Origin of the sequence: Pseudaquabacterium inlustre (genome assembly GCF_038066595.1) — a bacterium.
Classification (GTDB): domain Bacteria; phylum Pseudomonadota; class Gammaproteobacteria; order Burkholderiales; family Burkholderiaceae_C; genus Pseudaquabacterium; species Pseudaquabacterium inlustre.
Window position 1 is genome coordinate 584,345 of record NZ_JBBUTH010000003.1, and the last position, 22,505, is coordinate 606,849.

General features: G+C 72.7%; 15 protein-coding genes and 1 tRNA gene. 9 read left to right on the top strand and 7 right to left on the bottom strand.

The window, feature by feature from the left end:
• From AACH10_RS07875 to AACH10_RS07905, 7 genes are all read left to right on the top strand, one after another.
• Positions 1 to 801: an endonuclease/exonuclease/phosphatase family protein gene (locus AACH10_RS07875; RefSeq protein ID WP_341409820.1), complete on the top strand. Its 801-nt coding sequence runs from the start codon at positions 1 to 3 to the stop codon at positions 799 to 801.
• A 13-nt stretch (positions 802 to 814) separates the two neighbouring features.
• Positions 815 to 2,176, top strand: coding sequence for a cardiolipin synthase ClsB (gene clsB, locus AACH10_RS07880; protein ID WP_341409821.1), 1,362 nt, complete (start codon positions 815 to 817; stop codon positions 2,174 to 2,176).
• Positions 2,177 to 2,390: 214 nt separating this feature from the next.
• Positions 2,391 to 2,855: a hypothetical protein gene (locus AACH10_RS07885; RefSeq protein WP_341409822.1), complete on the top strand. Its 465-nt coding sequence runs from the start codon at positions 2,391 to 2,393 to the stop codon at positions 2,853 to 2,855.
• Positions 2,855 to 3,670 (top strand): hypothetical protein, encoded by an 816-nt coding sequence (locus AACH10_RS07890; protein WP_341409823.1) that lies wholly within the window; start codon positions 2,855 to 2,857, stop codon positions 3,668 to 3,670. The genes AACH10_RS07885 and AACH10_RS07890 overlap by 1 nt, the downstream gene beginning before the upstream one ends.
• A 109-nt stretch (positions 3,671 to 3,779) precedes the next feature.
• Positions 3,780 to 4,853, top strand: coding sequence for a ligase-associated DNA damage response exonuclease (locus AACH10_RS07895; protein ID WP_341409825.1), 1,074 nt, complete (start codon positions 3,780 to 3,782; stop codon positions 4,851 to 4,853).
• Positions 4,853 to 6,685, top strand: a complete 1,833-nt coding sequence (locus tag AACH10_RS07900; protein WP_341409826.1) for an ATP-dependent DNA ligase — start codon at positions 4,853 to 4,855, stop codon at positions 6,683 to 6,685. Before AACH10_RS07895 ends, AACH10_RS07900 begins: the two co-directional genes overlap by 1 nt.
• A 206-nt stretch (positions 6,686 to 6,891) precedes the next feature.
• Positions 6,892 to 7,692: an N-acyl amino acid synthase FeeM domain-containing protein gene (locus tag AACH10_RS07905; protein ID WP_341409827.1), complete on the top strand. Its 801-nt coding sequence runs from the start codon at positions 6,892 to 6,894 to the stop codon at positions 7,690 to 7,692.
• Between the two features lie 73 nt (positions 7,693 to 7,765).
• Here the strand turns inward: AACH10_RS07905 and acuI are convergent, their stop codons facing one another.
• A complete protein-coding gene (gene acuI / locus AACH10_RS07910) occupies positions 7,766 to 8,761 on the bottom strand; it encodes an acrylyl-CoA reductase (NADPH) (RefSeq protein WP_341409828.1) in 996 nt (331 codons plus the stop codon).
• 137 nt (positions 8,762 to 8,898) lie between these two features.
• Between acuI and AACH10_RS07915 the strand changes: the two genes are divergently transcribed.
• The gene (locus tag AACH10_RS07915) at positions 8,899 to 9,510 is read left to right on the top strand and encodes a hypothetical protein (RefSeq protein WP_341409829.1); all 612 of its coding nucleotides are present in this window, start codon (positions 8,899 to 8,901) and stop codon (positions 9,508 to 9,510) included.
• 167 nt (positions 9,511 to 9,677) lie between these two features.
• Positions 9,678 to 11,858: a TonB-dependent receptor gene (locus AACH10_RS07920; RefSeq protein WP_341409830.1), complete on the top strand. Its 2,181-nt coding sequence runs from the start codon at positions 9,678 to 9,680 to the stop codon at positions 11,856 to 11,858.
• A 102-nt stretch (positions 11,859 to 11,960) separates the two neighbouring features.
• Here AACH10_RS07920 and AACH10_RS07925 read toward each other — a convergent pair.
• The 6 genes from AACH10_RS07925 to AACH10_RS07950 form a co-directional block, all read right to left on the bottom strand.
• Positions 11,961 to 12,035: transfer RNA gene (locus tag AACH10_RS07925), tRNA-Arg, on the bottom strand.
• Positions 12,036 to 12,083: 48 nt separating this feature from the next.
• Positions 12,084 to 16,208, bottom strand: a complete 4,125-nt coding sequence (locus AACH10_RS07930) for a translocation/assembly module TamB domain-containing protein (RefSeq protein ID WP_341409831.1) — start codon at positions 16,206 to 16,208, stop codon at positions 12,084 to 12,086.
• 121 nt (positions 16,209 to 16,329) lie between these two features.
• Positions 16,330 to 18,207: an autotransporter assembly complex protein TamA gene (locus AACH10_RS07935; protein WP_341409832.1), complete on the bottom strand. Its 1,878-nt coding sequence runs from the start codon at positions 18,205 to 18,207 to the stop codon at positions 16,330 to 16,332.
• A 57-nt stretch (positions 18,208 to 18,264) separates the two neighbouring features.
• Positions 18,265 to 19,437: a vWA domain-containing protein gene (locus AACH10_RS07940; protein WP_341409833.1), complete on the bottom strand. Its 1,173-nt coding sequence runs from the start codon at positions 19,435 to 19,437 to the stop codon at positions 18,265 to 18,267.
• A gap of 125 nt (positions 19,438 to 19,562) precedes the next feature.
• Positions 19,563 to 20,372 carry a thioesterase family protein gene (locus AACH10_RS07945; protein ID WP_341409834.1) on the bottom strand — a complete coding sequence of 270 codons (810 nt, stop codon included), beginning with the start codon at positions 20,370 to 20,372 and terminating at the stop codon, positions 19,563 to 19,565.
• A 37-nt stretch (positions 20,373 to 20,409) separates the two neighbouring features.
• Complete coding sequence (locus tag AACH10_RS07950) at positions 20,410 to 22,497, bottom strand: S9 family peptidase (protein WP_341409835.1); 2,088 nt, start codon at positions 22,495 to 22,497, stop codon at positions 20,410 to 20,412.
• Positions 22,498 to 22,505: the final 8 nt, after the last annotated feature.

The following is a 22,505-nucleotide window of genomic DNA, read 5'->3' on the forward strand; positions in this document are numbered from 1 at the left end:
ATGTCGCACGCCTCCTTCGCCCCGTCGCGCCTGGGCAGTCGCCACAGCAGCCAGTTGCTGCGCGTGGCCACCTACAACATCCACAAGGGCGTGCGCGGCGTGGGTCCGCGCAAGCGGCTGGAGATCCACAACCTGGGCCTGGGCATCGAGGCGCTGGACGCCGATCTGGTGTGCCTGCAGGAGGTGCGGCTGTTCCACCACGGCGAGGCGCGGCGCTTCGCCCGCACGCACCTGGGCTGGCCAGAGCTGGGGCAGGCCGAGTTCCTGGCCCCCGACGGCTATGACGTGGCCTACCGCACCAATGCTGTCACGCGGCAGGGCGAGCATGGCAATGCGCTGCTGTCGCGCTGGCCGATCGGCGAGGTGGGCCACCACGACGTCAGCGACCATGCCTTCGAGCAGCGCGGCCTGCTGCACGTGCCGGTGCAATGGCAGGGTGTGGAGGTGCATGCGGTGGTGGCGCATTTCGGCCTGATCCATTCCAGCCGGGTGCGCCAGGTCGAGCGCCTGGCCGAGTTCATCGCCGCCGAGGTGCCCGCCGGCGCGCCGCTGCTGGTGGCCGGCGATTTCAATGACTGGGGCGAGAAGCTCGACGGCCCCTTCGCCGATGCCGGCCTGACCCGCGCGCGCGATGGCAGCGACCGGGCGCACCGCACCTTCCCGAGCCGGGTGCCGGTGTTCGCGCTGGACCGTGTCTACACCCGTGGCCTGCGCTGCGAGTCGGCCACCGTGCCGCGCGGTGCCGGCTGGGCGCGCATGTCCGACCACCTGCCACTGCTGGTGGAACTGCGGCTGGACTGACGCGGGCTGCGAGATGTCGCCCGCCCTGCCGCCACCGCGCCAGCCCGCCCCGCCATCGCCCGCCGATGCACCGGCCGGCGACGCCGATACGCGCCGGGACGCCGACCCGGCCGACCGCGGCGGGCACGCCCGCCTGAGTGGCGGCAACCAGGTGCGTCTGCTGGCCGGGGGCGACGAGTTGTTCCCGGCCATGTGCCTGGCCATCGCCGGGGCGCGGCATCAGGTCTGGCTGGCCACCTACATCTTCCACGACGACGCGGCGGCCCAGGCGATCGCCGAGGCGCTGGTGGAGGCGGCGCGCCGCGGCGTCTGGGTGGGCGTGGTGGTGGACGGATTCGGCAGCAAGGCCAGCCTGCCGGTGCTGCACCGCTGGCTGCAGAACGGCGGCGTCAACCTGGCGGTGTTCCGGCCCGTCGACCGCTGGTGGCGGCTGCTGCAGCCCGGGCAGTTGCGCCGCCTGCACCACAAGCTGTGCGTGGTGGATGGTGAGGTCGGCTTCGTTGGCGGCATCAACGTCATCGACGACCGCAACGACCTGAACCACGGCTGGTCCGACCGGCCGCGGCTGGACTTCGCCGTGCAGTTGCAAGGGCCGGTGGTGGCGCTGGTGGAGCAGACCGCGCGCGCGCTGTGGAGCCGCGCCGCGCTCGGCGCCGACTGGCGCGACGAGGTGCAGCAGCTGTGGCGCAGCGCCGAGCCGCTGGCGCGCGCGCGCCGCATCGCCGGCCGCCTGCGCCTGCCCCGCAGCGAACGCCAGGCGGCCGATGCCGCCGATGCGCTGGCCCAGGCGGCACTGCCGCCCATGCGCGCCATGCTGCTGGTGCGCGACAACCTGCGCCGCCGCCGCGCCATCGAGCTGGCCTACATCGACGCCATTCGCAGCGCCTCGCGCCGCGTCGACATCGTCTGCCCGTACTTCTACCCCGGCCAGCGGTTCCGCCGTGCACTGCGCCAGGCGGCGCAGCGCGGCGTGCATGTGCGCCTGCTGCTGCAAGGCAAGGTGGACTACCGCTTCGCCGCGCTGGCGGCCCAGGTGCTGTACGACGAACTGCTGGCGGTGGGTGTGCAGGTGTTCGAGTACACGCCGGCCTTCCTGCACGCCAAGGTGGCGGTGGTCGACGACGACTGGGCCACCGTCGGCAGTTCCAACATCGACCCGCTGAGCCTGCTGCTGAACCTGGAGGCCAATGTGGTGGTGCGCGATGCCGGGTTCGCCGGCGACCTGGCCCTGCGCTTCGAGGCGGCCGTGGCCGCCTCGCGCGAGGTGGTGCGCCCGCCGGTCAGCCGCGGTGGCTGGTCCATGCTGCGGCGGGGCTTCGTGGCCTGGACGGCGCACTGGTTCCTGCGCCTGGCCGGCATGAGCGGGCGCTATTGACCGCGCCGCGCTGTTCGGTGAGTGCGCTGCTGGATCTCCTGACACGGCGTTGTGCAGGAAGTCACCGCCATCAACGCCTGGATTTCACCTTGTAAAAGATAAAATAAATAAAACCGATAAATTGTAGTGGTGACGGATGGATGAGATGCAGCCCGTCAACCGCTCGGCCAGCAGTTCCCCCGGGCGTCCCACACACCACGGAAAGGAACGTCGCATGGACACGAGAACCCTTCGCCTGGCCGCTGGCCTGGCCCTGCTGGCCGGCTTGTCAACGGGGGCTTCGGCCGCCACCTACACCGCCACCTGCCAGGGGCAGACGGTGTCGGCCAGCAGCCTGGCCGCATTCGGCCCGAAGTGCACCAACATCCGGACGGTCACACCGGTCACACCCACCGCGCCGCCCAAGGCGGTGACGCCCACCGCCCCGTTCGACCCCTACAAGAACCTCTACACGGTGCAGGGCTGGGCCAACGCGTACAAGACCTACGGCGTTGGCAATGCGGGATCGTCGCCTTACTACGCGGCGGCGGTGCAGAAATCGGTCGTCTATGACGCCAACGGCAACTTCCTGCAGGCCAAGAACCTGGGCTCCACCACCAAGATCGGCAGTACCACCTACGTGCAGAGCGGCAGCACCGTGGTGAACGGCGTCACCGTCTACACGTACACCAAGAAGTGATGCGGCGCCTGGCCATCGCCGCAGCACTGGGCGCCGCGGCGATGGCCTGCGGTTGCGGCACCTTCACCGCACTGCCGGCCCATGGGGGCGGCAAGCGCTTCGCCATCGAGCAGGCGCTGGTGTCGGCCGCAGCCAAGAAGGTGATCGGCGATCTGCCGCTGGACACCCTGCGCAACCGCCGCATCCTGCTGGAGACCACCGTCGTCAATGACGAAGGTGGTGGTGCGGTCAACGGCGGCAGGCCCTATCTGGCCGATGCCCTGAGCCATACCGTGCCGCACGCGCGGGGTGTCACAGGCTTCACTGCGCTGCGCAACGACAACACCTACATCAAGGACGCGAGCTTCAACAACAGCGACGGCCGCCAGTTCGCCAACTTGCTGGCGTCGGCGCTGGTGAGGCAGAACGTGATGCTCAACCCCAACCCGGAGAGCGAGGGGGAGCCCGAGTTCTTCGTCGAGGTGATCGTCGACGTGCTGGGCACCTGGCGCAGCCGGACCGACTGGCTGGTTTCCAACACCGAGCGGCTGCAGGCGATCGTCTCTGTGGAGTACGTGATCAGCCCGATGAAGCCCGACGGTGGCCCGCGCCGCGTGGGCAAGGTGGGCTGGGAGGCCGAGTACCGAGAAAGCTATGTGGGCTGGATGGGGCCGGCGCACTCGGACATCGAGTTGCGGCCATCGGCGCTCACCAGCCTGCTGCCCACGCTCGGTTCGGGCAGTGACTCCACCAGCAACCTGCAGCGCGCCAAGCCGGTGGAATTCGCACAGCCCCAGCCCGCGCAGCCGATCCAGGTGAATCCCCGCGCCAAGTGAATCTCCGCGCCGGGTGCGCGCCGCCAGCGCGCGGCGCTGCAGATTCGGTCGGTGATCGCTAGCATCGCGCCCATGCGCCTGCGAAAGCCCGCCCTGCCTGAACCCTGTCGTGGCTGATCTGGTCGTCGAGCGGCCACAGGGCCTGTACTGCCCGCCGGGTGATTTCTACATCGACCCCTGGCGGCCGGTGCCGCGCGCCGTGATCACCCATGCCCATGCCGACCATGCGCGGGCCGGTCACGGCCACGTGCTGGCCACGGCGGTCAGTGCCGGCCTGCTGCGCAGCCGCCTGGGCGCGGCGCTGCCGCTGCAAGGGCTGGCGTATGGCGAGGCGGTCACGCACCACGGCGTGCGCATCAGCCTGCACCCGGCCGGCCATGTGCTGGGCTCGGCCCAGGTGCGGCTGGAACATGCCGGCCAGGTGTGGGTGGCCTCGGGCGACTACTTCCTCAGCGCGCACGACGAGTCCAACGCCACCTGCGCGCCTTTCGAGCCGGTGCGCTGCCACTGCTTCATCACCGAGTCGACCTTCGGCCTGCCGGTCTACCGCTGGGCACCGCAGGTCGAGGTCTTCGGCCAGATCGACGCCTGGTGGCGGGCCAACGCCGCCGCCGGCCGTCCCAGCCTGCTGATGGCCTACAGCCTGGGCAAGGCCCAGCGCCTGCTGGCGGGTGTGGATGCGTCGATCGGCCCCATCGTCGTGCATGGCGCGGTGGCACCGCTGAACGAGGCCTACCGTGCCGCCGGCGTGCCGCTGCCGCCCACCTGGACGCTGGGTGAACTGCCCGAGGCCCGCCAACTGGCCGGCGCGCTTGTGGTGGCGCCGCCGGCCGTGCACGGCAGTGCATGGGCGCGCAAGCTGGGTGATTTCAGCGACGCCTTCGCCAGCGGCTGGATGCAGCTGCGCGGTGCGCGCCGGCGCCAGGGTGTGGACCGCGGCTTCGTGCTGAGCGACCACGCCGACTGGCCCGGCCTGCAGCGCGCCATCGGCGCCACCGGGGCCGAGCGCGTGATCGTCACCCACGGCGAAGAGGCGGTGATGGTGCGCTGGCTGCGCGAGCAGGGGCTGGATGCCGGCGCCTTCCGCACCGAGTTCGGCCAGGAGGATGCCGCGCCGGCACCGCGTGGCGCCGCACCGGTGGCTGCGGCCGGCGAGGCCGATGACCCGAAGGCGGGTGGCTGATGCGCCGCTTTGCCGCCCTGTACGCCGCGCTGGACGCCAGTACCAGCACCGAGGCCAAGGTGGCCGCGATGGCGGCCTACCTGGCCGAGGCGCCGGCGCCAGACGCCGCCTGGGCCGTGTACTTCCTGGCCGGCGGCCGGCCGCGCCAGACCGTGCCCACCGCGCTGCTGCGCACCGAGGCCCAGGCCGCCGCCGGTGTGCCCGAGTGGCTGTTCGAGGCCAGCTACCAGGCGGTGGGGGATCTGGCCGAAACCATCGCCCACCTGTTGCCACCCCCTGCGCGGGCCAGCGACCTGGGTCTGGCCCACTGGGTCGAGCAGCGCCTGCTGCCGCTGCGCGGCGCCGATCCGGTGCATCAGGCCGCGCAGTTGCGCGCATGGTGGGACGAACTGGCGCCCGCCGAGCGCTTCGTGCTGGTCAAGCTGATCGGCGGCGGTTTTCGCGTCGGCGTCAGCAAGCTGCTGGTGCAACGGGCGCTGGCGCGCCATGCCGGCCTGCCCGCCGCCCTGGTGGCGCAGCGCATGATGGGCTTCGGCGATGGCCGTGCCCGGCCCGACGCGGCGCAACTGCAGGCCCTGCTGGCGCCGGCCGATGCCCCCGGCCGCCGCGACATCGGCCAGCCCTATCCCTTCTACCTGGCCCATCCGCTGGAGCCCGGCGACGACAGCGCCGACGCGCTGGCCGCGCGCCTGGGCGACGCCGGCCAGTGGCTGGCGGAGTGGAAGTTCGACGGCATCCGCGCACAGCTGGTGCGCCGGGGGACCGGCGGCGACGCGGGCGTCTGGCTGTGGTCGCGCGGCGAGGAGTTGATGGCCGGGCGCTTTCCCGAGGTGGAGGCCGCCGCCGCCGCGCTGCCGGCCGGTACCGTGCTGGACGGCGAACTGCTGGTGTGGCCGGCCGGTGCCGCCCGGCCCGCCGCCTTCCAGACCCTGCAGACCCGCATCAACCGCAAGACACTGAGCAAGCGCCTGCTGGCGCAGACCCCGGTGGTGTTCGTGGCCTACGACCTGCTGGAGCAGCACGGGCAGGACCTGCGCGCCCAGCCCCAGCACCTGCGCCGGGCGCAGCTCGAGGCCCTGCTGGACGGTCGTGACGGCGCCGGCACCTTGCGTCTTTCGCCCCTGGTGTCGCCCCTGGTGTCGCCACGGGTGTCGCCGCCGCCCCCCGGGCTGCCGGACGCCGCTGCACTGGACGGTGTGGCAGACCTGGCCGGCTGGCCCGCCTGGGCGGCGCAGCGGGCCCGCAGCCGCGAGCTCGGCGTGGAAGGGCTGATGCTCAAGCACCGCGAGGCGCCGTATGGCAGCGGCCGCACCAAGGCAGCGGGCCTGGCGGCCGGCGGCTGGTGGAAGTGGAAGGTGGCGCCCTACACCGTGGACGGGGTGCTGATCTACGCCCAGGCCGGCCACGGCCGGCGTGCTGGCCTTTACACCGACTACACCTTCGCGGTGTGGAACCGCGCGCCGCAGGACGCCGCCGAGGCCCAGGCCGTGGTGGACGCCATCGCCCGGCGCGAACCCGCGCAGCCGGGCGCGCTGCAGCTGGTGCCCTTCGCCAAGGCGTATTCCGGCCTCAGCGATGCCGAGTTCGCGGCGGTCGATCGCGTGATCCGCGCCCACACGCTGGAGAAGTTCGGGCCGGTGCGCAGCGTGCGGCCCACGCTGGTGCTGGAACTGGGCTTCGAGGGCCTGCAGCGCAGCGCCCGGCACAAGAGCGGCATCGCGGTGCGCTTTCCACGCATGCTGCGGTTGCGTCCCGACAAGCCGCTGCACGAGGCCGACAGCCTGCCGCAACTGCTGTCACTGCTGGATACCCCCGGCGAAAGCGCTTCGTGAGACCCTCTGTTCAACGGATGGACCGCATGCCCGCGTTGTGACAATGATATGAATGACCGGGCACCAGCTGTTGCCTGGCGACGCTAGGGGTAAGACGAAGCAGCGCGGTCTTTCGGGACGGCTATCATCAACCCTGTTTCCCATTCCGTGACGGATTCCCCGCAAGGCATTCACTCGTGAAATCCAGCACGCTCTTCGCCGCGTCCATGCGCTGGCGGCCTCCCTCCGGCAGCATGCTGGTGCAGAGCCCGCGCATTGACCTGCTGCCCGACGGCTCGGCAGGACCGCGGCGTTTCAAGATCAAGACCGCCGACTCCCAGGGCCGCCGCGGCATGGTCGACAGCCTGCTGAAGAACCGTTACGGCTGGCGCGGTTACAAGGAAGTGCGCCTGCCCACCGACCAGACGGTGCACCGCTTCACCCTGGTGGCGGTGGAAGACGAGAACACCATCGGCACGATCACCGTGGCCATGGATGGCTCCGAGGCCAAGCTCAGCGTCGACGACGCCTTTGCACCCGAGGTGAATGCGCTGCGCGCGCAGAACCGCAAGATCTGCGAGTTCACGAAGCTGGCGGTCGATCCCACGGTGGGCACCAAGCGCGTGCTGGCCACGCTGTTCCACGTGGCCTACATCGTGGCGCACCGCATCCGCGGGTTCGACACGCTGCTGATCGAGGTGAACCCCCGCCACGTGCGCTACTACGAGCGCATGCTGGGCTTTCGCGTGCTGGCCAGCGAGCGCATGAACCGCTCGGTGAATGCCCCGGCCGTGCTGCTGGGTGTGGATTTTTCCTACGTCATGACGCAGATCGGCGAGTTCGCCGGCCAGCCCGAGCGCCTGGCCACCGAGCGCTCGCTGTACCCCGGCTTCATGTCGCTGACCGAGGAGGCTGGCGTGCTCAGCCGCATGGTGGCCAAGCAGGCCCAGGTGCAGCGCGCGCGCGACGAAGAGACCGCCGCGCCGGCGCCGAACACCGACTTCCAGGCGTCCGACCTGCTCACCTGAGCCGCCGGCCGCCTGTGTGGCGGCGTGATCCCGCCGAAGCCGCCTCGCAGGCGGCTTTTTTCATGCGCCGCCGTCAGCGGTTCACATCCACCACCAGCCGACCACGCACGCCGCCGGCCAGGATGCGCGGCGCGGCCTCCAGGGCCTCGGCCAGGCCGATGGTCTGTGCGATGCGCTGCAGCGCGACACGGTCCAGGTCACTGGCCAGGCGTGCCCAGGCGGCTTCGCGCTGGGCGCGCGGCGCCATCACGCTGTCGATGCCGATCAGCGACACGCCGCGCAGGATGAAGGGCGCCACCGTCACCGGCAGGTCCATGCCCTGGGCCAGGCCGCAGGCCGTGACCACGCCGCCGTAGCGCGTGCTGGCGCAGGCATTGGCCAACGTGTGCGAGCCCACGGTGTCGACCACGCCGGCCCAGCGCTCCTTCTGCAGCGGCTTGCCGGGCGCGGACAGCGCGGCCCGGTCGATCACCTCGGCCGCGCCCAGGCCCTGCAGGTAGGCGGCCTCGTCGGCCTTGCCGGTGGAGGCGACCACGCGGTGGCCCAGGCGGTGCAGCAGCGACACCGCCACCGAGCCCACGCCACCGCTGGCGCCGGTGACCAGGATCTCGCCGTCGCCGGCCTTCACGCCCTGGCGCTCCAGCGCCAGCACGCACAGCATCGCGGTGTAGCCGGCGGTGCCGATGGCCATGGCCTCGAACGGGCTCAGGCCGGCCGGCAGGCGCACCAGCCAGTCACCCAGCACGCGCGCCTTCTGCGCCAGGCCACCCCAGTGCGATTCACCCACGCCCCAGCCGTTCAGTACCACGGCATCGCCGGGTTGCCAGGCCGGATCGTCGCTGGCCGACACGGTGCCGGCGAAGTCGATGCCGGGCACCATCGGCCACTTGCGCACCACGGGCGAGCGGCCGGTGATGGCCAGGCCGTCCTTGAAGTTGACGGTGGAGTAGGCCACGTCGACCGTGACGCCGCGCGCCTCGAAGGCGGGCAGGGCGCTGTCGTCGAGATCCTTCAGCACGGCGGCGGTGGTCTTGTCGGCGTTCTGCTCGAGCTGGATGGCACGGAACATGGGTTCTCCTGGATTGGGCCTCGGAGGGCAGCGGTCTGCATTGTGGTCGCCCCCGCCCCACGGCGGGTGCACGCAGGCGACAGCGCGGCCGGTGTCATCGGCCCGCCACCGATCAGCGGCACAATGCATTCGCCGTGATGCATCGTTCCACCCACTCCACCAGCGCCCGGTTCGCCCGGTCGCGGGCAAGGGTGTCCAGCGTTGGCGTTGGCCGGCCGGCGCTGCGTGCCGCGCTGGTCTGGTGCCTGATCGGCGCGCTGGCGGTCTACGCCACGTCGGGCAGCCTGCTGCGCATGCTGGGGCCCCAGCACTGGCATGCCACGCCGCCCGCGGGGTTGGCGGCGGGTCTGTCCGCCGCCGCCCGGGTCGACGGCCCGGACCTTGGAACCCAGGTGCTGCGCCAGATCGGGCAGGCCCTGGCCCAGGTGCAGGCACTGGCCGATGCCGCCCATGCCCGCGCCCATGCCCTCGGCGCTGCATCGCACGGGCACAGCCACATCGGTCTGCTGCGGCACTGGCACGGCGCGGACGACGACAGCGTGCGTGTGCTCGGTGCCCAGGCGCAGGACCCCGCGCTGGCCGATCTGACGGCCGGCGCCGCCCTGGGCAGCGCCACGCTGTTGCTGGGCACCGGCCCGCAGGGCCTCGGCGCGCCGGCACGGGCCGAGGCCGGCGCATGGCCCGCCGTGGCCGCGGCGGCCTGGGTCGATGCCGACCTGGCGCCGCCGGCCGAGCCGCCGATCGGCTGAGCCACGCGGGCCCCGCTCGCGGGCCCTTGTTTCGACGCACACCGCGCCCCTGGCGCCGCCCCCGTCATCGGTCTGGCGGTCCGCAGGCGCGGCCTGAGCCGACCGTGCCACCCGTGTGTGGCTGGCGGCTGCAGCGTGCGACCGCTCACCGCTCACCGACCATTGGCATGACCTTTCCGCTTTCGGGCGCTTCGCGCGCCCACACGTTCGCCTTTTCGTCCTCTCTTCCGTCCGCCGCGCCGCCGCCGCGTCACCCGGTGTGGCCGGCCTGGCTGGCCTGCGCCCTGTCGCCGCTGGCCGCTGCGGCCGCCCAGGCCGCCTCTGAAGGGCCCAGCGCCGCGCCCGCGTCGACGCAGCAGGTGCAGATCGTCGGCCAGCATTACGACAACGGCGTGGGCAGCAGCGACGCCGCCTCGCAGGGCGTGATCCGCGCCGAACTGCTCAAGAGTCGCCCGGCGCTGCGCCCGGGCGAGGTGCTGGAGTTCGTGCCGGGCGTCATCGTCACGCAGCACTCGGGCGACGGCAAGGCCAACCAGTACTTCCTGCGCGGCTTCAACCTCGACCACGGCACCGACTTCGCCACCAGCGTCGACGGCATGCCGGTGAACATGCCCACGCACGGCCATGGCCAGGGCTACGCCGACCTGAACTTCCTGATCCCCGAACTGGTGGACCGCATCGCCTACCGCAAGGGCCCGTACTTCGCACGCGGCGGCGACTTCTCGGCCGCCGGCGCGGCCGACATCGTCTACCGCACCCGGTTCGATGCGCCCTGGGTGCAGGCCACGCTGGGCCCCGATGCCTACCGGCGCCTGGTGGCTGCCGGCTCGGGCGACGTGGGCCCGGGTGTCACGGCCCTGGCCGCCGTGGAGTCGATGGGCAACGACGGCCCCTGGACGCTGCGCGAGGGGCTGCGGCGGCGCAACGGCGTGTTCACGCTCAGCGGCGGCACGCCGGCGCAGGGCTGGCAGGCCAGCGCCATGGCCTACACGGCGCATTGGCGCGCCACCGACCAGGTACCCGAGTCACTGCTCGGCCAGCCGTACGACGGCCGCGTCTTCGGCCGCTTCGACACGCTGGACACCAGCGACGGGGGCGAGACCTCGCGCGCCAGCCTGTCGGGGCAGTGGCACCGCGTCAGCGAGGCCGGCACCACCCGCATCGCCGCGTACGCGATGCGTTACCGGCTGCAGCTGTGGTCCAACTTCACCTATGCGCTGGAGCGGCCCGACACCGGCGACCAGTTCAGCCAGCGCGACCGGCGCAGCGTGCTGGGCCTCGCGGCCAGCCATGCGGTGGAACACGCCGTCGCGGGCTGGGAAGCCCGCAGCGAATGGGGCCTGCAATGGCGCCATGACCGCATCGGCGTGGCCTTGTACGACACCCAGGCGCGGCAGGTGCTGGGCGTGACCCGGGACGACACGGTGCGCCAGGCCATGCTGGGGGTCCATGGCCAGACCGCGCTGACCTTCAATCCCTGGCTGCGCGGCCTGTTCGGCCTGCGCGCGGACCATCTGCAGGCGCGCGTGGACAGCCATGCCGGCGCCTTTGCCGCAGCCAACTCCGGGCGCGCCAGCGCGGTGCAGTGGTCGCCACGCGCCAGCCTGGTGTTCGGGCCCTTCGCCCGGACCGAGTTCTTCGTCAATGCCGGGCGCGGCCTGCACAGCAACGACGCCCGCGGCATGACCCAGCAGGCCGATCCGCGCACCGGTGCGGCGGCCGATCGCGTGCAGCCGCTGGTGGCCAGCCGCGGCCAGGAACTGGGACTGCGCACCGAGGCCCTGCCGGGCCTGCAGAGCTCGCTGGCGCTGTGGCGCCTGGACTCGGCGTCCGAACTCGTCTACGTGGGCGACGCCGGCAGCACCGAGGCCGCGCAGGCCAGCCGCCGCCACGGCGTGGAGTTCAACAACCGCTGGCAGCCGTGGCGCTGGCTGCTGGTGGATGCCGACCTGGCCTGGACCCATGCCCGGTTCGCCGATGGCGGACGCATCCCGAACGCGGTCGACCGCGTGGCCTCGCTGTCGGCCACGCTGCGCGAGCTGGGGCCATGGTCGGCCAGCCTGGGCTGGCGCTACCTGGGTTCGGGTGCGTTGGTCGAGGACAACAGCGTGCGCAGCACGCCCGCCATCACCGCCGATCTGCGGCTGAGCCACACGCTGCCGGCCGCCTGGGGCTTCGGCCGCGACAGCGCGCTGACCGTGGACGTGTTCAACCTGTTCAACCGCCGGGTCGACGACATCCAGTACGCCTACACCTCGCGCCTGCCCGGTGGCGACCCGTGGTTCGGCCGCCATGTGCATCCGGCCGAGCCCCGCACGCTGCGCGTCACGCTGAGGCTGGGGTTCTGAACGGCCGATGGGGCGATCCTGCGCCGGGCGATCCGGCCCGGTCGGTCGGTGCGGCTGGGCCGACCCGTGTGGGTGCGCCAAGCCGCATGTCGCGCATTGCGCTGGCGCCTCCGGCGGGAATCGAACCCACATCTAGCGCTTAGGAGGCGCTCGTTCTATCCATTGAACTACGGCGGCAGGCCAGCAGGCATTCTCGCATGGCGATGGCGACCCGGCCGGGCCGGATCACCAGCGCCAGGACCAGATCAGGTCCACCGCGTTGTCGCCGCCGCCCTGCGCCCGCAGCGTGAAGCGCTGGGCGATGCGGTAGATCAGCTGCCAGGTGCCGGTGGTGGTGTTGACGCTGCGCTCGTAGCCCAGGTACCAGCGCCGCGAGAGCTGCTTGCCCAGGCTGATGACGGTGTCGCGCACGTCGCCCTCGGTCTGGCGCACCGAGAAGTCGGTCAGCCCCAGTGTCTCGAGCAGCGTGTCGGTGGGGGCCTGGCCATCGCCCGACAGCAGGGCCAGCGCGGCGCGCTGCAGCAGCGCGGTGTCGGTGCGGCCCAGGCCGTCGGAGCTGCGGCCCAGCACCAGCCACGAGAGTTTTTCGTAGTCGCTGAGCTCGGGCTCGCTGAACAGGCGGATGCGCGGCGCCTGCGCCGTGCCGCTGAGCGCCACGCCCACCAGCACGTCGAGGTTGGGGCGGATGGCCTGCACGTCGAGCGCCGGGTTGTCCAGCGGCCCGGTGAAGCGCAGCTCGCCGCGGCGGATGTCCAGCTTCTGGCCGTAGGCGGCGTACTGGCCGCCGTCGGTGCGCACGGTGCCATTCAACGCCAGCTTGCCGCCGGGGCTGCTGACCTGCAGCCTGCCGCGCAGGCCGGTGTCGATGCCGCGGCCGTGCAGCGAGAGCTTGTCGCCCAGGTCGATCTGCACGGCCAGGCGGGCCTGGCGCAAGGGCAGCGGCAGCGGGGTGGCAGTGGCCGTGGCCCGGGCTCCGGCATCGCTGGCGCCACCGCCCAGGCCGGTGGCCGGCTCGTCGCCGGGCCGGCGCACGCGCACGTCGTCGTCCAGCGTCGGGGCGTCGCCCCGGCTGATGTCGAACACGCCTTCGTCGATGCGGAACTCGCCGTCCACCTGCAGGCGCTCGGCGTCCAGCCTGGCCTGGGCGCGGCCGCTGGTCAGCAGGCGGCGGTCCACCCGGCCCAGCAGGCGGAAGCGTTCGGCCACCAGGTTCAGCGTGGCCGACGGCGCGGCGCCCAGCGCGGCCTGGCCGGTGATGGCCACCGTGCCGCCTTCGCCGCCCTTGAAGCGCAGCTGCTCGATCTGTGCCTTGTCGCCGTCCAGTGCGATGGCCAGCTCGCCGTCCTGCAGCTGGATGCCCTGCAGCAGGTGGCGCACGGCAATGCCGCTGCCCGCCATGCGCCCGCGCAGCTGCGGCGCGCCCAGCGTGCCGCCGAAGCTGGCGCTGGTGTGCAGCTGGCCGGCCAGGCGCCAGCCCGGCGGCACCCAGGTGCCCCACACGCCCAGGTTGGCCACCTGCGCCTCCAGCACGCCTTGCAGCGGTGCGTCACGGCCGGGCCAGCGCTGGCCGGCGGGCGCCTTCAGCACCTGGGCGCCTGCGATGGCGCCGATGCTGCGGCCGGCCAGGCCCTGGGCGAACTGCCACAGCCCGTCGTGCGTGCCGAGCGCCAGGCGCAGGTCGGTCAGCCCCAGGGCCTGGGTCTGGCCCAGCTCGTCGGTGATGTTCAGGTCGCCTCCACCGCGCTCGAGCACGATGTCGGCGTCCAGTGTCTCGGCGCTGCGGATGTCCACGCGGCCGCCCAGCGTCAGGTTGCCGGCCCAGCCCATCTCGGGCTGCAGCTTCTGCAGCAGGCGCGCCACGTCGATGGTCTCCAGCGTGCCGCGCACCTCCCAGCGGCCCTCGGGCCGCGCCGCATCGGCCTGCCAGCGCAGCGCCTGCCACTGGAAGCCGGTGCTGGCCAGCTGCACGCGGCCGGGGCCGGCGTCGAAGGTCTGCGGGCGGTAGCGGCTGTCCAGCCGCAGCTCGGCCAGCGGCCACTGGGCGTCCAGCCAGGCCGTGCTGCGCACTGCGTCGCGCGCGCCGCCGCGCAGGCGCACCGCCTGCGCCTGCCAGCGTGCGCCGCCACCGGCCTCGGGCAGCCAGCGGCCGCGTGACTCGAGCTCGACACGCGTGCCATTGCCGGCCGCGCCCAGCAGCGGCTCGGTCCAGGCGGGCGGCCGCACCGGGCTGTCGGCCTGCAGGCGCAGCGTGTGCTCGCGCAGGCTGCCCTCGGCGCTGGCCTCCAGGCGCTCCAGGCGCTGCGCACCGGCGGCCCATTGGCGCAGCTGCAGCTGCAGTTGCAGCGGGGCATCCGCGTCGGCGCCGGTGCGCCAGTTCAGGCTGGCCGATTGCAGCGTGGCGCTGGCGGCCGCCAGGCCGTCGGCCTGCCACTGGCCCTCGCTGCCGCGCAGCGCGGGCCAGCGGCCCTGGGCACGCAGGCGGCCGTTCAGGCTGCCGGTGCGCGGCCAGGCGCCGGCCGTGGCGGGCTGCAGCTCGGCCAGCCACGCGCCCCAGGGAGCCAGCGCACCCAGTTGCGGCGCCTGCAGGTCCAGGCTGGCCTGGTCATCGGCCGGCTGTGCACCGGTCTGCCAGCGCAGCGCCAGGCGGTTGCCGGCGGCGCTGAGCCCGAGGTCCAGCGTCGGCCGGCTGGCGCTGCCATCCACCGTCAGCTGGCCGGCCACGGGCACGCCGGCCAGCAGGCTGTCGGCCAGGGTCAGCGCGGCATGGCCTTCCAGCGGCGGCAGGCCGGCCCAGGGGGCCGATCCACCGGCCGCCGCCGCTTGGTGCGGCCGCCACAGCAGGTCGGCATTCAGGCTGCCGGCCAGGCGGTGCGGGCCGCGCGCCCACACGCTGCCGGCGGTGCCGGGCCACCAGGGCAAGGGATCGAAGCGGTCGAGCCGGCCCTGGCCCTGCACGCGCCAGCCGGAGGCCTGCTGGCGCAGCAGGCCGCTGAATTGGGCGCTGGCCTCGCCAGCACGCAGGCTGGCCTCGCGCAGCTGCAGCTGCGTGGCGCTGGCCTCGCCCACGGCGCGCAACTGCACCGGGCCCTGTGCGCCGTCGCGCAGCCGGCCGGTCAGCGTGGTGTCGAAGCCCAGGCTGGGGGTGGACCCGGCGCTGCCCAGCCCGCTCAGCGTGAGGGCCAGCGGCCCGCTGACCGTCAGCGCCGCGGCGCGGCGGTCCAGGCGCGACGGCGCCAAATCGTCCAGGCGCAGCGTCAGCTGGGCCGTGCTGCCAGCCCAGTGGCCCTGGCCGCCGATGCGGCCGGCGGCACCCTGCGCATCGGCCAGTTGCAACGACAGCCGGGCGATGTCCAGGCGATCGGGCTGCTGCGGCGTGGCACGGGCCTCGGCCTCCAGACTGCGCAGCGGCAGACCGCCCTGGTCCCAGGACGCCGGGCGCCGGTTGCTCAGCTGCAGTTGCACGCGTGCCGGGCGGTCGAGGCCGCTGCTGTCCACCTGCGCCTGGCCGTCCAGGCGTGTGGCCGGCAGGTGGGTGGACAGGGCGGACAGGTCCAGCGCCTGGGTCTCGAAGCGCAGCGCGGCCAGCGGCCAGGCCGCGAAGGGCAGCACCGTGGCCTGGGCCTGCAGGCGTGGGGCCTCGGGCGCCGTGGTGGGCGCCGGGGCCGTGCCGCCACCCTGGCCCTGCAACTGCGCGGTCAGCGCCAGCCGCGTGAGCGGCCCCTGGGCCTCGGCCCGCGCGGTCCACGGCAGGGCCTGGCCGCCGGCTGTGCCGGAGGCGTCCAGCTGCGCCTGCACGGTCATCGGCGCGGCGGTGCCGATCTGCAGCCCGCCGCCCACGCGCGCCTGCTCCACGGTGACGGCCAGTTCGTCCACGCGGTGGCGTGTCCCGCCGTCGGCGCCCAGGCTGACGCGGGCCTGCAACTGCTGCAGCGCCGGCAGGGCATCGACCTGCAGCGTGCCGATGCGCAGCTGCGCCACCTGCAGCGCCAGCGGCAGGCGCAGATCGGCTGGGGCCTGCAGCGGCTGGGTCGAGGGCGGGCCGCTGGTGTAGCGCACCTGCGCGGCCGACAGCTCGGCCAGCGACAGGCCCAGCCAGGCACCGGTGTGCGGGCGCCACTGCCAGCCGCTGCGCTGCAGCACCAGTTGCTCGATGTGCAGCGTGCCGGCCTGGGCGGGCAGGGCCCAGTCGAGGCGGGCGATGCGCCATCGGGCATCGGCCGGTGCGCCCTGCACACCCTGCACCTGCAGGCCCGGCACTTGCGCCAGCAGCCAAGGCAGGCTGGCCTCGCGCTGCCACCACCACTGGCCCGCGGCCACCGCCCCACCCAGCAGCAGTGCCAGGCCACCCATGCCGAGGGCCAGCCGGCGGCCGGGGCGCGCAGGCCGGGCGGGCGTAGCCGCGGGGGACGGGTGTGGCGCCGGTGCCGGCGGGGCCGCTGGCGGGAGATCGCGCGGGTCGCTCATGTGCGGCTCAGAAGGCGATGCCCACCGACATGTGCAGGCGCAGCTTGCGCAACTCCTGCCCGTAGGCCAGGTCGGCACGCAGCGGGCCGATCGGGCTGCGCCAGCGCACGCCCACGCCATAGCCCCAGGCGGCGCTGTAGTCGCGCCAGTGGTCCACGGCGCGGCCGGCATCGACGAACACCGCGCCCCACACGGCGGGCAGGGCGGCCGAGATCGGCCGCGCCAGCTCGACGCTGCCGGTCAGCAGCAGCGTGCCGCTGAGCGTGTTGCCGCTGGCATCCACCGGCGCCAGGCTGCGGTAGGCATAGCCGCGCACCGAGTCGTCACCACCGGCCCGGAAGCCCAGCGCATCGGGCACCACCTGGGCCTCGCGCTTGATCACGCCGCCGGCCTCCACGCGGGCCTGGCCGTACCACTGCGCTCCCAGGGGGTGGTAGCCGGTGAGCCGCGCGTACAGCCGGCCGAAGGGGCCGTCGCCGCTGTCGGCACGCGCCTGGCCGGCGCCGGTCTGCAGCGACAGGCTGTAGCCGCGCGTGGGCAGGGTGATGCTGTCGAGCTCGCGCCAGACGAAGTGCGCGTTGCCCGACAGCGCCTCGGCGGTGGACACGCCGGCCGCATCGCTCTGGCGCGAGCGCAGCAGTTCGGCGAACAGCGTGCGCTCGAAGCGCGGCGTGTCCTGCGTGCGGCCCAGGCGCAGGCGCTGCGACAGCACGATGTCGGTGTCGCTGCGCACCCGCTCGATCTGCACGCCCAGCAGGTTGCGGTAGAAGCCCTGGGCCGGGTGGGTCAGCAGGTCGCCGCTCCAGGTCTGGCTGTCGCGGCCCCATTCCACCTTGTCGTGCAGCGTCAGCGCCGAGCCGAACAGGCGTCGGTGGGTGTGTTCCAGCGTGGCGCGCGGGCCAGTGTTGGCGCTGTAGCCCACGCCCACGGTGGCCTGCTGCAGCGGCTTCTCGGCCACGCGCACCAGCACCGGCGCGGCGGCGGCATGGGCCGGGTTGGGGTCGAAGCTGACGCTCACCGTGTCGAACAGGCCGGTCTGCAGCAGGCGTTCCTGGTAGGCCAGCAGCCGGGCCTCGGTGAGCGGCGTGCCGGCACCGAAGCCGGCCAGGTAGCCCACGGTGGCCTCGTCGTGCGCGTCCAGGCCCTTGACCTGCACCGGCCCGGCGCGGAACAGCGGCCCGCTGTCCAGCACCACGTACAGCCGCGCGGTCAGCGCCGCGGTGTCGATGTCGGCGCTGCTGCCGTTGAGCGCGGCACCGGCATAGCCGGCCGCGCGCAGCCGGCCCACCAGGGCCTGCTTGGCGTCCGCCCAGGCGGGGTTGCGGAAGGCCGCATCGCCGAGCGGACGGGCCACCTCGTCCAGCGCGCGGCGCAGGGCTTGGGCGTCGGTATCGCCAGCCTCCAGCCGCTGGCTCAGTTCGCCCTCGAAGGCCAGTGTCAGGCCGGCCACGCGCACGCGCGGGCCGGGCTGCACCCGCAGCTGCACATGCGCCGCCGTGTCGCCCCGCTGCACCTGCACCACCGGGTCGAAGTAGCCCTCGGTCTGCAGCAGCTCGCGCACCTGGGCGGGCGTGGCCGCGATCAGGCGCGCCCACTCGGCCGCGCCCAGGGTCTCGTCGTCGGGCAGGTCCTGCAGGCGTGACAGGTCGAGGTGGCGCTCGAGCAGCGGCTTCAGCTCGGACGGCGCGTCGACGAGCACGCGCACGCTGGAGGCCGGGGCCGAGGCCGTCCGCATCGCGCTGGGTGTGGTGGGCGTGGTGGCCGTGGCCCCAGGGCTGCCCACCGGGGGTAGCAGCGCGCAGCCGCTGGCCACGGCCGCCACGCCCAGCAGCAGGGCGGCCGCGCGCAGGCGCGCGAACCAGCAGGACAAGGGACCGGAACGCATCACGCGATCATCGGGCACGGCGGCCGGCCCGGGCGCCGGCACGGCCTGCGCACACGCTCACTTGCTGAGCAGGCGCATCGCCCCTTCCAGGCCGGCCAGCGTCAGCGGGAACATGCGCTGGTTCATCAGCTGCTGCATGATGGCGATGCTCTGGCGGTACTGCCAAACGCCCTGCGGCTCGGGGTTGATCCAGGCGTACTTCGGGAAGGCGTGGGTCAGGCGCTGGATCCACTCGGCGCCCGGCTCCTCGTTGTTGTATTCCACGCTGCCGCCGGGCTGCAGGATCTCGTAGGGGCTCATGGTCGCGTCGCCCACGAAGATCAGCTTGTAGTCCTTGTTGTACTTGCGGATGATGTCCCAGGTGGGCGTCTTCTCGGCGAAGCGCCGGCGGTTGTTCTTCCACATGAAGTCATAGACGCAGTTGTGGAAGTAGTAGAACTCCAGGTGCTTGAACTCGCTCTTGGTGGCCGAGAACAGTTCCTCCACGCGGTGGATGTGCTCGTCCATCGTGCCGCCCACGTCCATCAGCAGCAGCACCTTCACCTTGTTGTGCCGCTCGGGGATCATCTTGATGTCCAGCATGCCGGCGTTGGCGGCCGTGGCATGGATGGTGTCGTCCAGGTCGAGCTCGAGCTCGTTGCCCTCGCGGGCGAAGCGGCGCAGCCGGCGCAGCGCCACCTTGATGTTGCGCGTGCCCAGTTCCAGCGTGTCGTCGTAGTCCTTGTAGGCGCGCTGGTCCCACACCTTCACGGCACTCTTGTTGCGGCCCTTGTCCTGGCCGATGCGGATGCCCTGCGGGTTGACGCCGTAGGCGCCGAAGGGGCTGGTGCCACCGGTGCCGATCCACTTGCTGCCGCCCTCGTGGCGCTCCTTCTGCTCCTCGAAGCGCTTCTTCAGCGTCTCCATCAGCTCGTCCCAGCCCATCTTCTCGATCTTGGCCTTCTCCTCGGGGCTGAGCTCCAGCTCGAGGTTCTTGCGCAGCCACTCGAGCGGCACCTCCTTGGTGAAGTCGGCGATCATCTCCACGCCCTTGAAGTAGGCGCCGAAGGCCCGGTCGAACTTGTCGAAATGGGCCTCGTCCTTGACCAGCGCGGTGCGGGCCAGGTAGTAGAACTCGTCGACCGAGGTGTCGATGACGCCGGCCTTCACCGCTTCCAGCAGCGTCAGGTACTCCTTGACCGAGACCGGCAGCTTGGCGGCGCGCAGGGTGTAGAAGAAGCTGATCAGCACGGTGTTTCCTTCGGGCCGGGACGGGGCGGACGGCGAGCCCGGTCAGTATCCAACAATCGCCTGCGGCAGGCCGTCCGCTGCGCTACACGGCCCCGGGCAACGCGGGGCGGCGGCGTGCACGGCGTTCAGCCGCGTTCGCGCACGGCCAGGCTCTGCGTGGCACGGCCGATCAGGCCCGCCTCGTCGAACAGCTGCGATTCGGCCAGGCCGCAGCCGTTGGGCGCCAGCAGCGTGCGCGCATCCACGCACACCCATTCGCCTACCGGCCGGCGCAGCAGGTTGATGGTCAGGTCGGAGTTGACGAAGCTGTGGCGCGCAAAGTCCAGCACCGCCGAAATGCCGTTGCCCGAATCGGCCGCCACCGCCACGCGCTGGTAGCCGCTGGGCGCCTCACCCGCCACCAGCGGCCGGTTCAGGCGGAACCAGGCGGCGCAGCGGCCGCGGAAGAAGTGGCCGCTGGCGATGCGGTTCTCCACCAGGTCGGCATAGCCGACCGGGCGGCCGAAGGGCATGCGGTTGGGGGTGCTCTCGTCCGGCGTGCGCGGGGCATGGGGCAGCGGGTGGCCGTCCAGGCCCTCGGGCAGCTGCAGCGCGTTCTCCCGCTGGGCCAGGGCGGTGAAGCGTGCCAGCTCCTTGCCGGCGCCCCACAGGCTGGCCGAGTAGTGCGCGGCATTGCGGCCGGCATAGTCGGTGCTGACCTCGATCTCCAACTCGGCGATGGGCACCGGCCGCAGCAGGTTGGCGGTGATGCGGCCGATGTGCGTGAGGCCGTGTTCGGCGGCCACCGCCTCGATGGCGCGGCACACCATCGCGATCGGCGGGCCGGCGTGCTGGTGCTGCGGATCCCAGGGGCCGCGGGTCAGCTCGCTGGCGCGCACCAGGCGCGGCGACAGCGCGGTGTAGGCCGCTGCGGGCAGTTCTCGGTCAGTGCTCATGGCGCGGGATGGTCGGCCAGGGGCGCCGCCGGCGATGTCAAGCGCGCGACTTGCGCGTGGCGGCAGGCGGCGCCGCGGCAGCTGCCTGGGCCGGCGGGGCTGGTGCGTCGGCGGCGCGGCGCGTGCGGCCGTTGCCATCGGGCAGGCGGTGCGCGGCCAGCCAGGCGAAGAACTCGCGGTACCACTGGCGGCTGTTGCGGGGTTTCAGGATCCAGTGGTTCTCGTCGGGGAACCACAGCAGCCGCGCCGGCACGTTCAGCGCCTTCAGCGTGTTGTAGTAGGCCAGGCCTTGCGCATCGGGCACGCGGTAGTCGAGTGCGCCATGGATCACCAGCGTGGGCGTGGCCATGCTGGCGGCGTGCGCGTGCGGGCTTTGAGCCTGCACGCGGGCCATGTCGTCCCAGTACCAGCCGCCCAGCTCCTTGGCATGCCAGGCCCAGGCATCGTCGGCGAACATGCCCACCCAGTCGAAGCAGCCGGCATGGCACACATAGGCGGCGTAGCGGCCGGCCGGCACATGGGCGTTCATCCAGGCCACCATGTAGCCGCCATAGCTGCCGCCGGTGGCGTACACGCGCTTGGCATCGATGTACGGTCGCTGGAGCAGCTCGGTGGTGGCGGCCTCGATGTCCTGCAGCTCCAGCTCGCCCCAGCGGTGGGTGATGCTGTCGAGGAAGGCATGGCCGAAGCTGGACGAGCCGTGGTAGTTGACCACCGCCACCACATAGCCCGCGGCGGCGAACACCGGGTTGTTCCAGCGGTAGTGGAAGCTGTCGCCCACGGCGGTGTGTGGTCCGCCGTGGATCACCTGCATCAGCGGGTACTGCTTCTTCTCGTCGAAGTCGGGCGGGTAGAACAGCCACATCTGCACCGCATCGCCCTGGGCGCCGGTGATGCGCACTTCCTCATGCCGGCCGATGGCCAGGCCGGCCATCAGGGTGTCGTTGAAGCGCTCGATGCGCCGCGCCGGCTGGCCCGGCAGGTGGGCATGGGCGCGCGCCGGATGGTCGGCCGCATCGGCCACGCTGACCAGCGTGCCGGCAGCCTTGTCGAAGCCCTGCACCCAGCCGCCGCGCACCACGCACTCGGCGCGCCGGTCGGCCAGGTTGAAGCGCCACAGGTGGCGGCGCCCGCGCTCCTCGGCGCCCAGCAGCACCGCCGCACCATCGTCCTCCCACAGCAGCGGTGCCTGCACGGCATGGTCCCAGGCGCCGCTGAGCACCTCGAAGGCATCGCCCAGGCGGCACACGGCCAGCTGGCCCGGCGCGGTGTGGGTCAGCGCCTGGTGGCTGGCGATGAAGGCCAGCTGCTCGCCATCGGGCGAGTAGCGCGGCGCCGACAGGTCCCAGGCGATGTCCTGCGCCACCGTGGCCACGCGGCCGCTGGCAATCTCGATCTCGGCCAGCGCGAAGCGGCCGTCCTGGCGCTTGTCGGGCGCGGGGTCGTAGGCGAAGACCACGCGCCGGCCGTCGGGCGAGATGTCGAAGCAGTCGGTGCCCGGCTCGGCGCGGCCCAGTTCGAGATCGGTGCCTTCGAACAGGTCGCGCACCTTGCCGGTGACGATGTCCATCACGTGCAGGTGCGGCACCCGTCCCTGGGGCAGGAAGTGGTCCCAGTGCCGGTACATGGCATCGCCGGTGGCGTAGCCGGTCTCCTTGCGTTCGCGATGGTCCTTCATCGCCTTGGCCTGCGCCTTGCCGCCCTTCAGGTCGGGCCACACCCACGACACGAAGACGATGCGCCGGCCGTCGGGGCACCAGCGGAAGGCGTCGACGCCGGTGGCCACCTCGCCCACGCGTCGCGCCTCGCCGCCGTCGACCGGGATGACGTAGAACTGCGCGGCCTCGTCCTTGCGGCCCTGCTGCTCGCGCCGGGCGATGAAGCCCACCGTGTGCCCGTCGGGCGAGAAGCGCGGCTGGCCGTCCTTGTCGCCGCACTGGGTCAGCTGGCGCGGCTGGCCGCCCAGCGTGGACAGCAGCCACAGCGCACTCTCGGCCCGGTTCTCCTCCATCGAGAACGACGCCACCGTCACCACCGCCTGTGCGCCGTCGGGCGACAGGCTGGGCGCGCCCAGGCGCTGCATCTGCCAGAGGTGTTCGACCGTGATCGGTGTGCGACGCGCCATGGACTCTC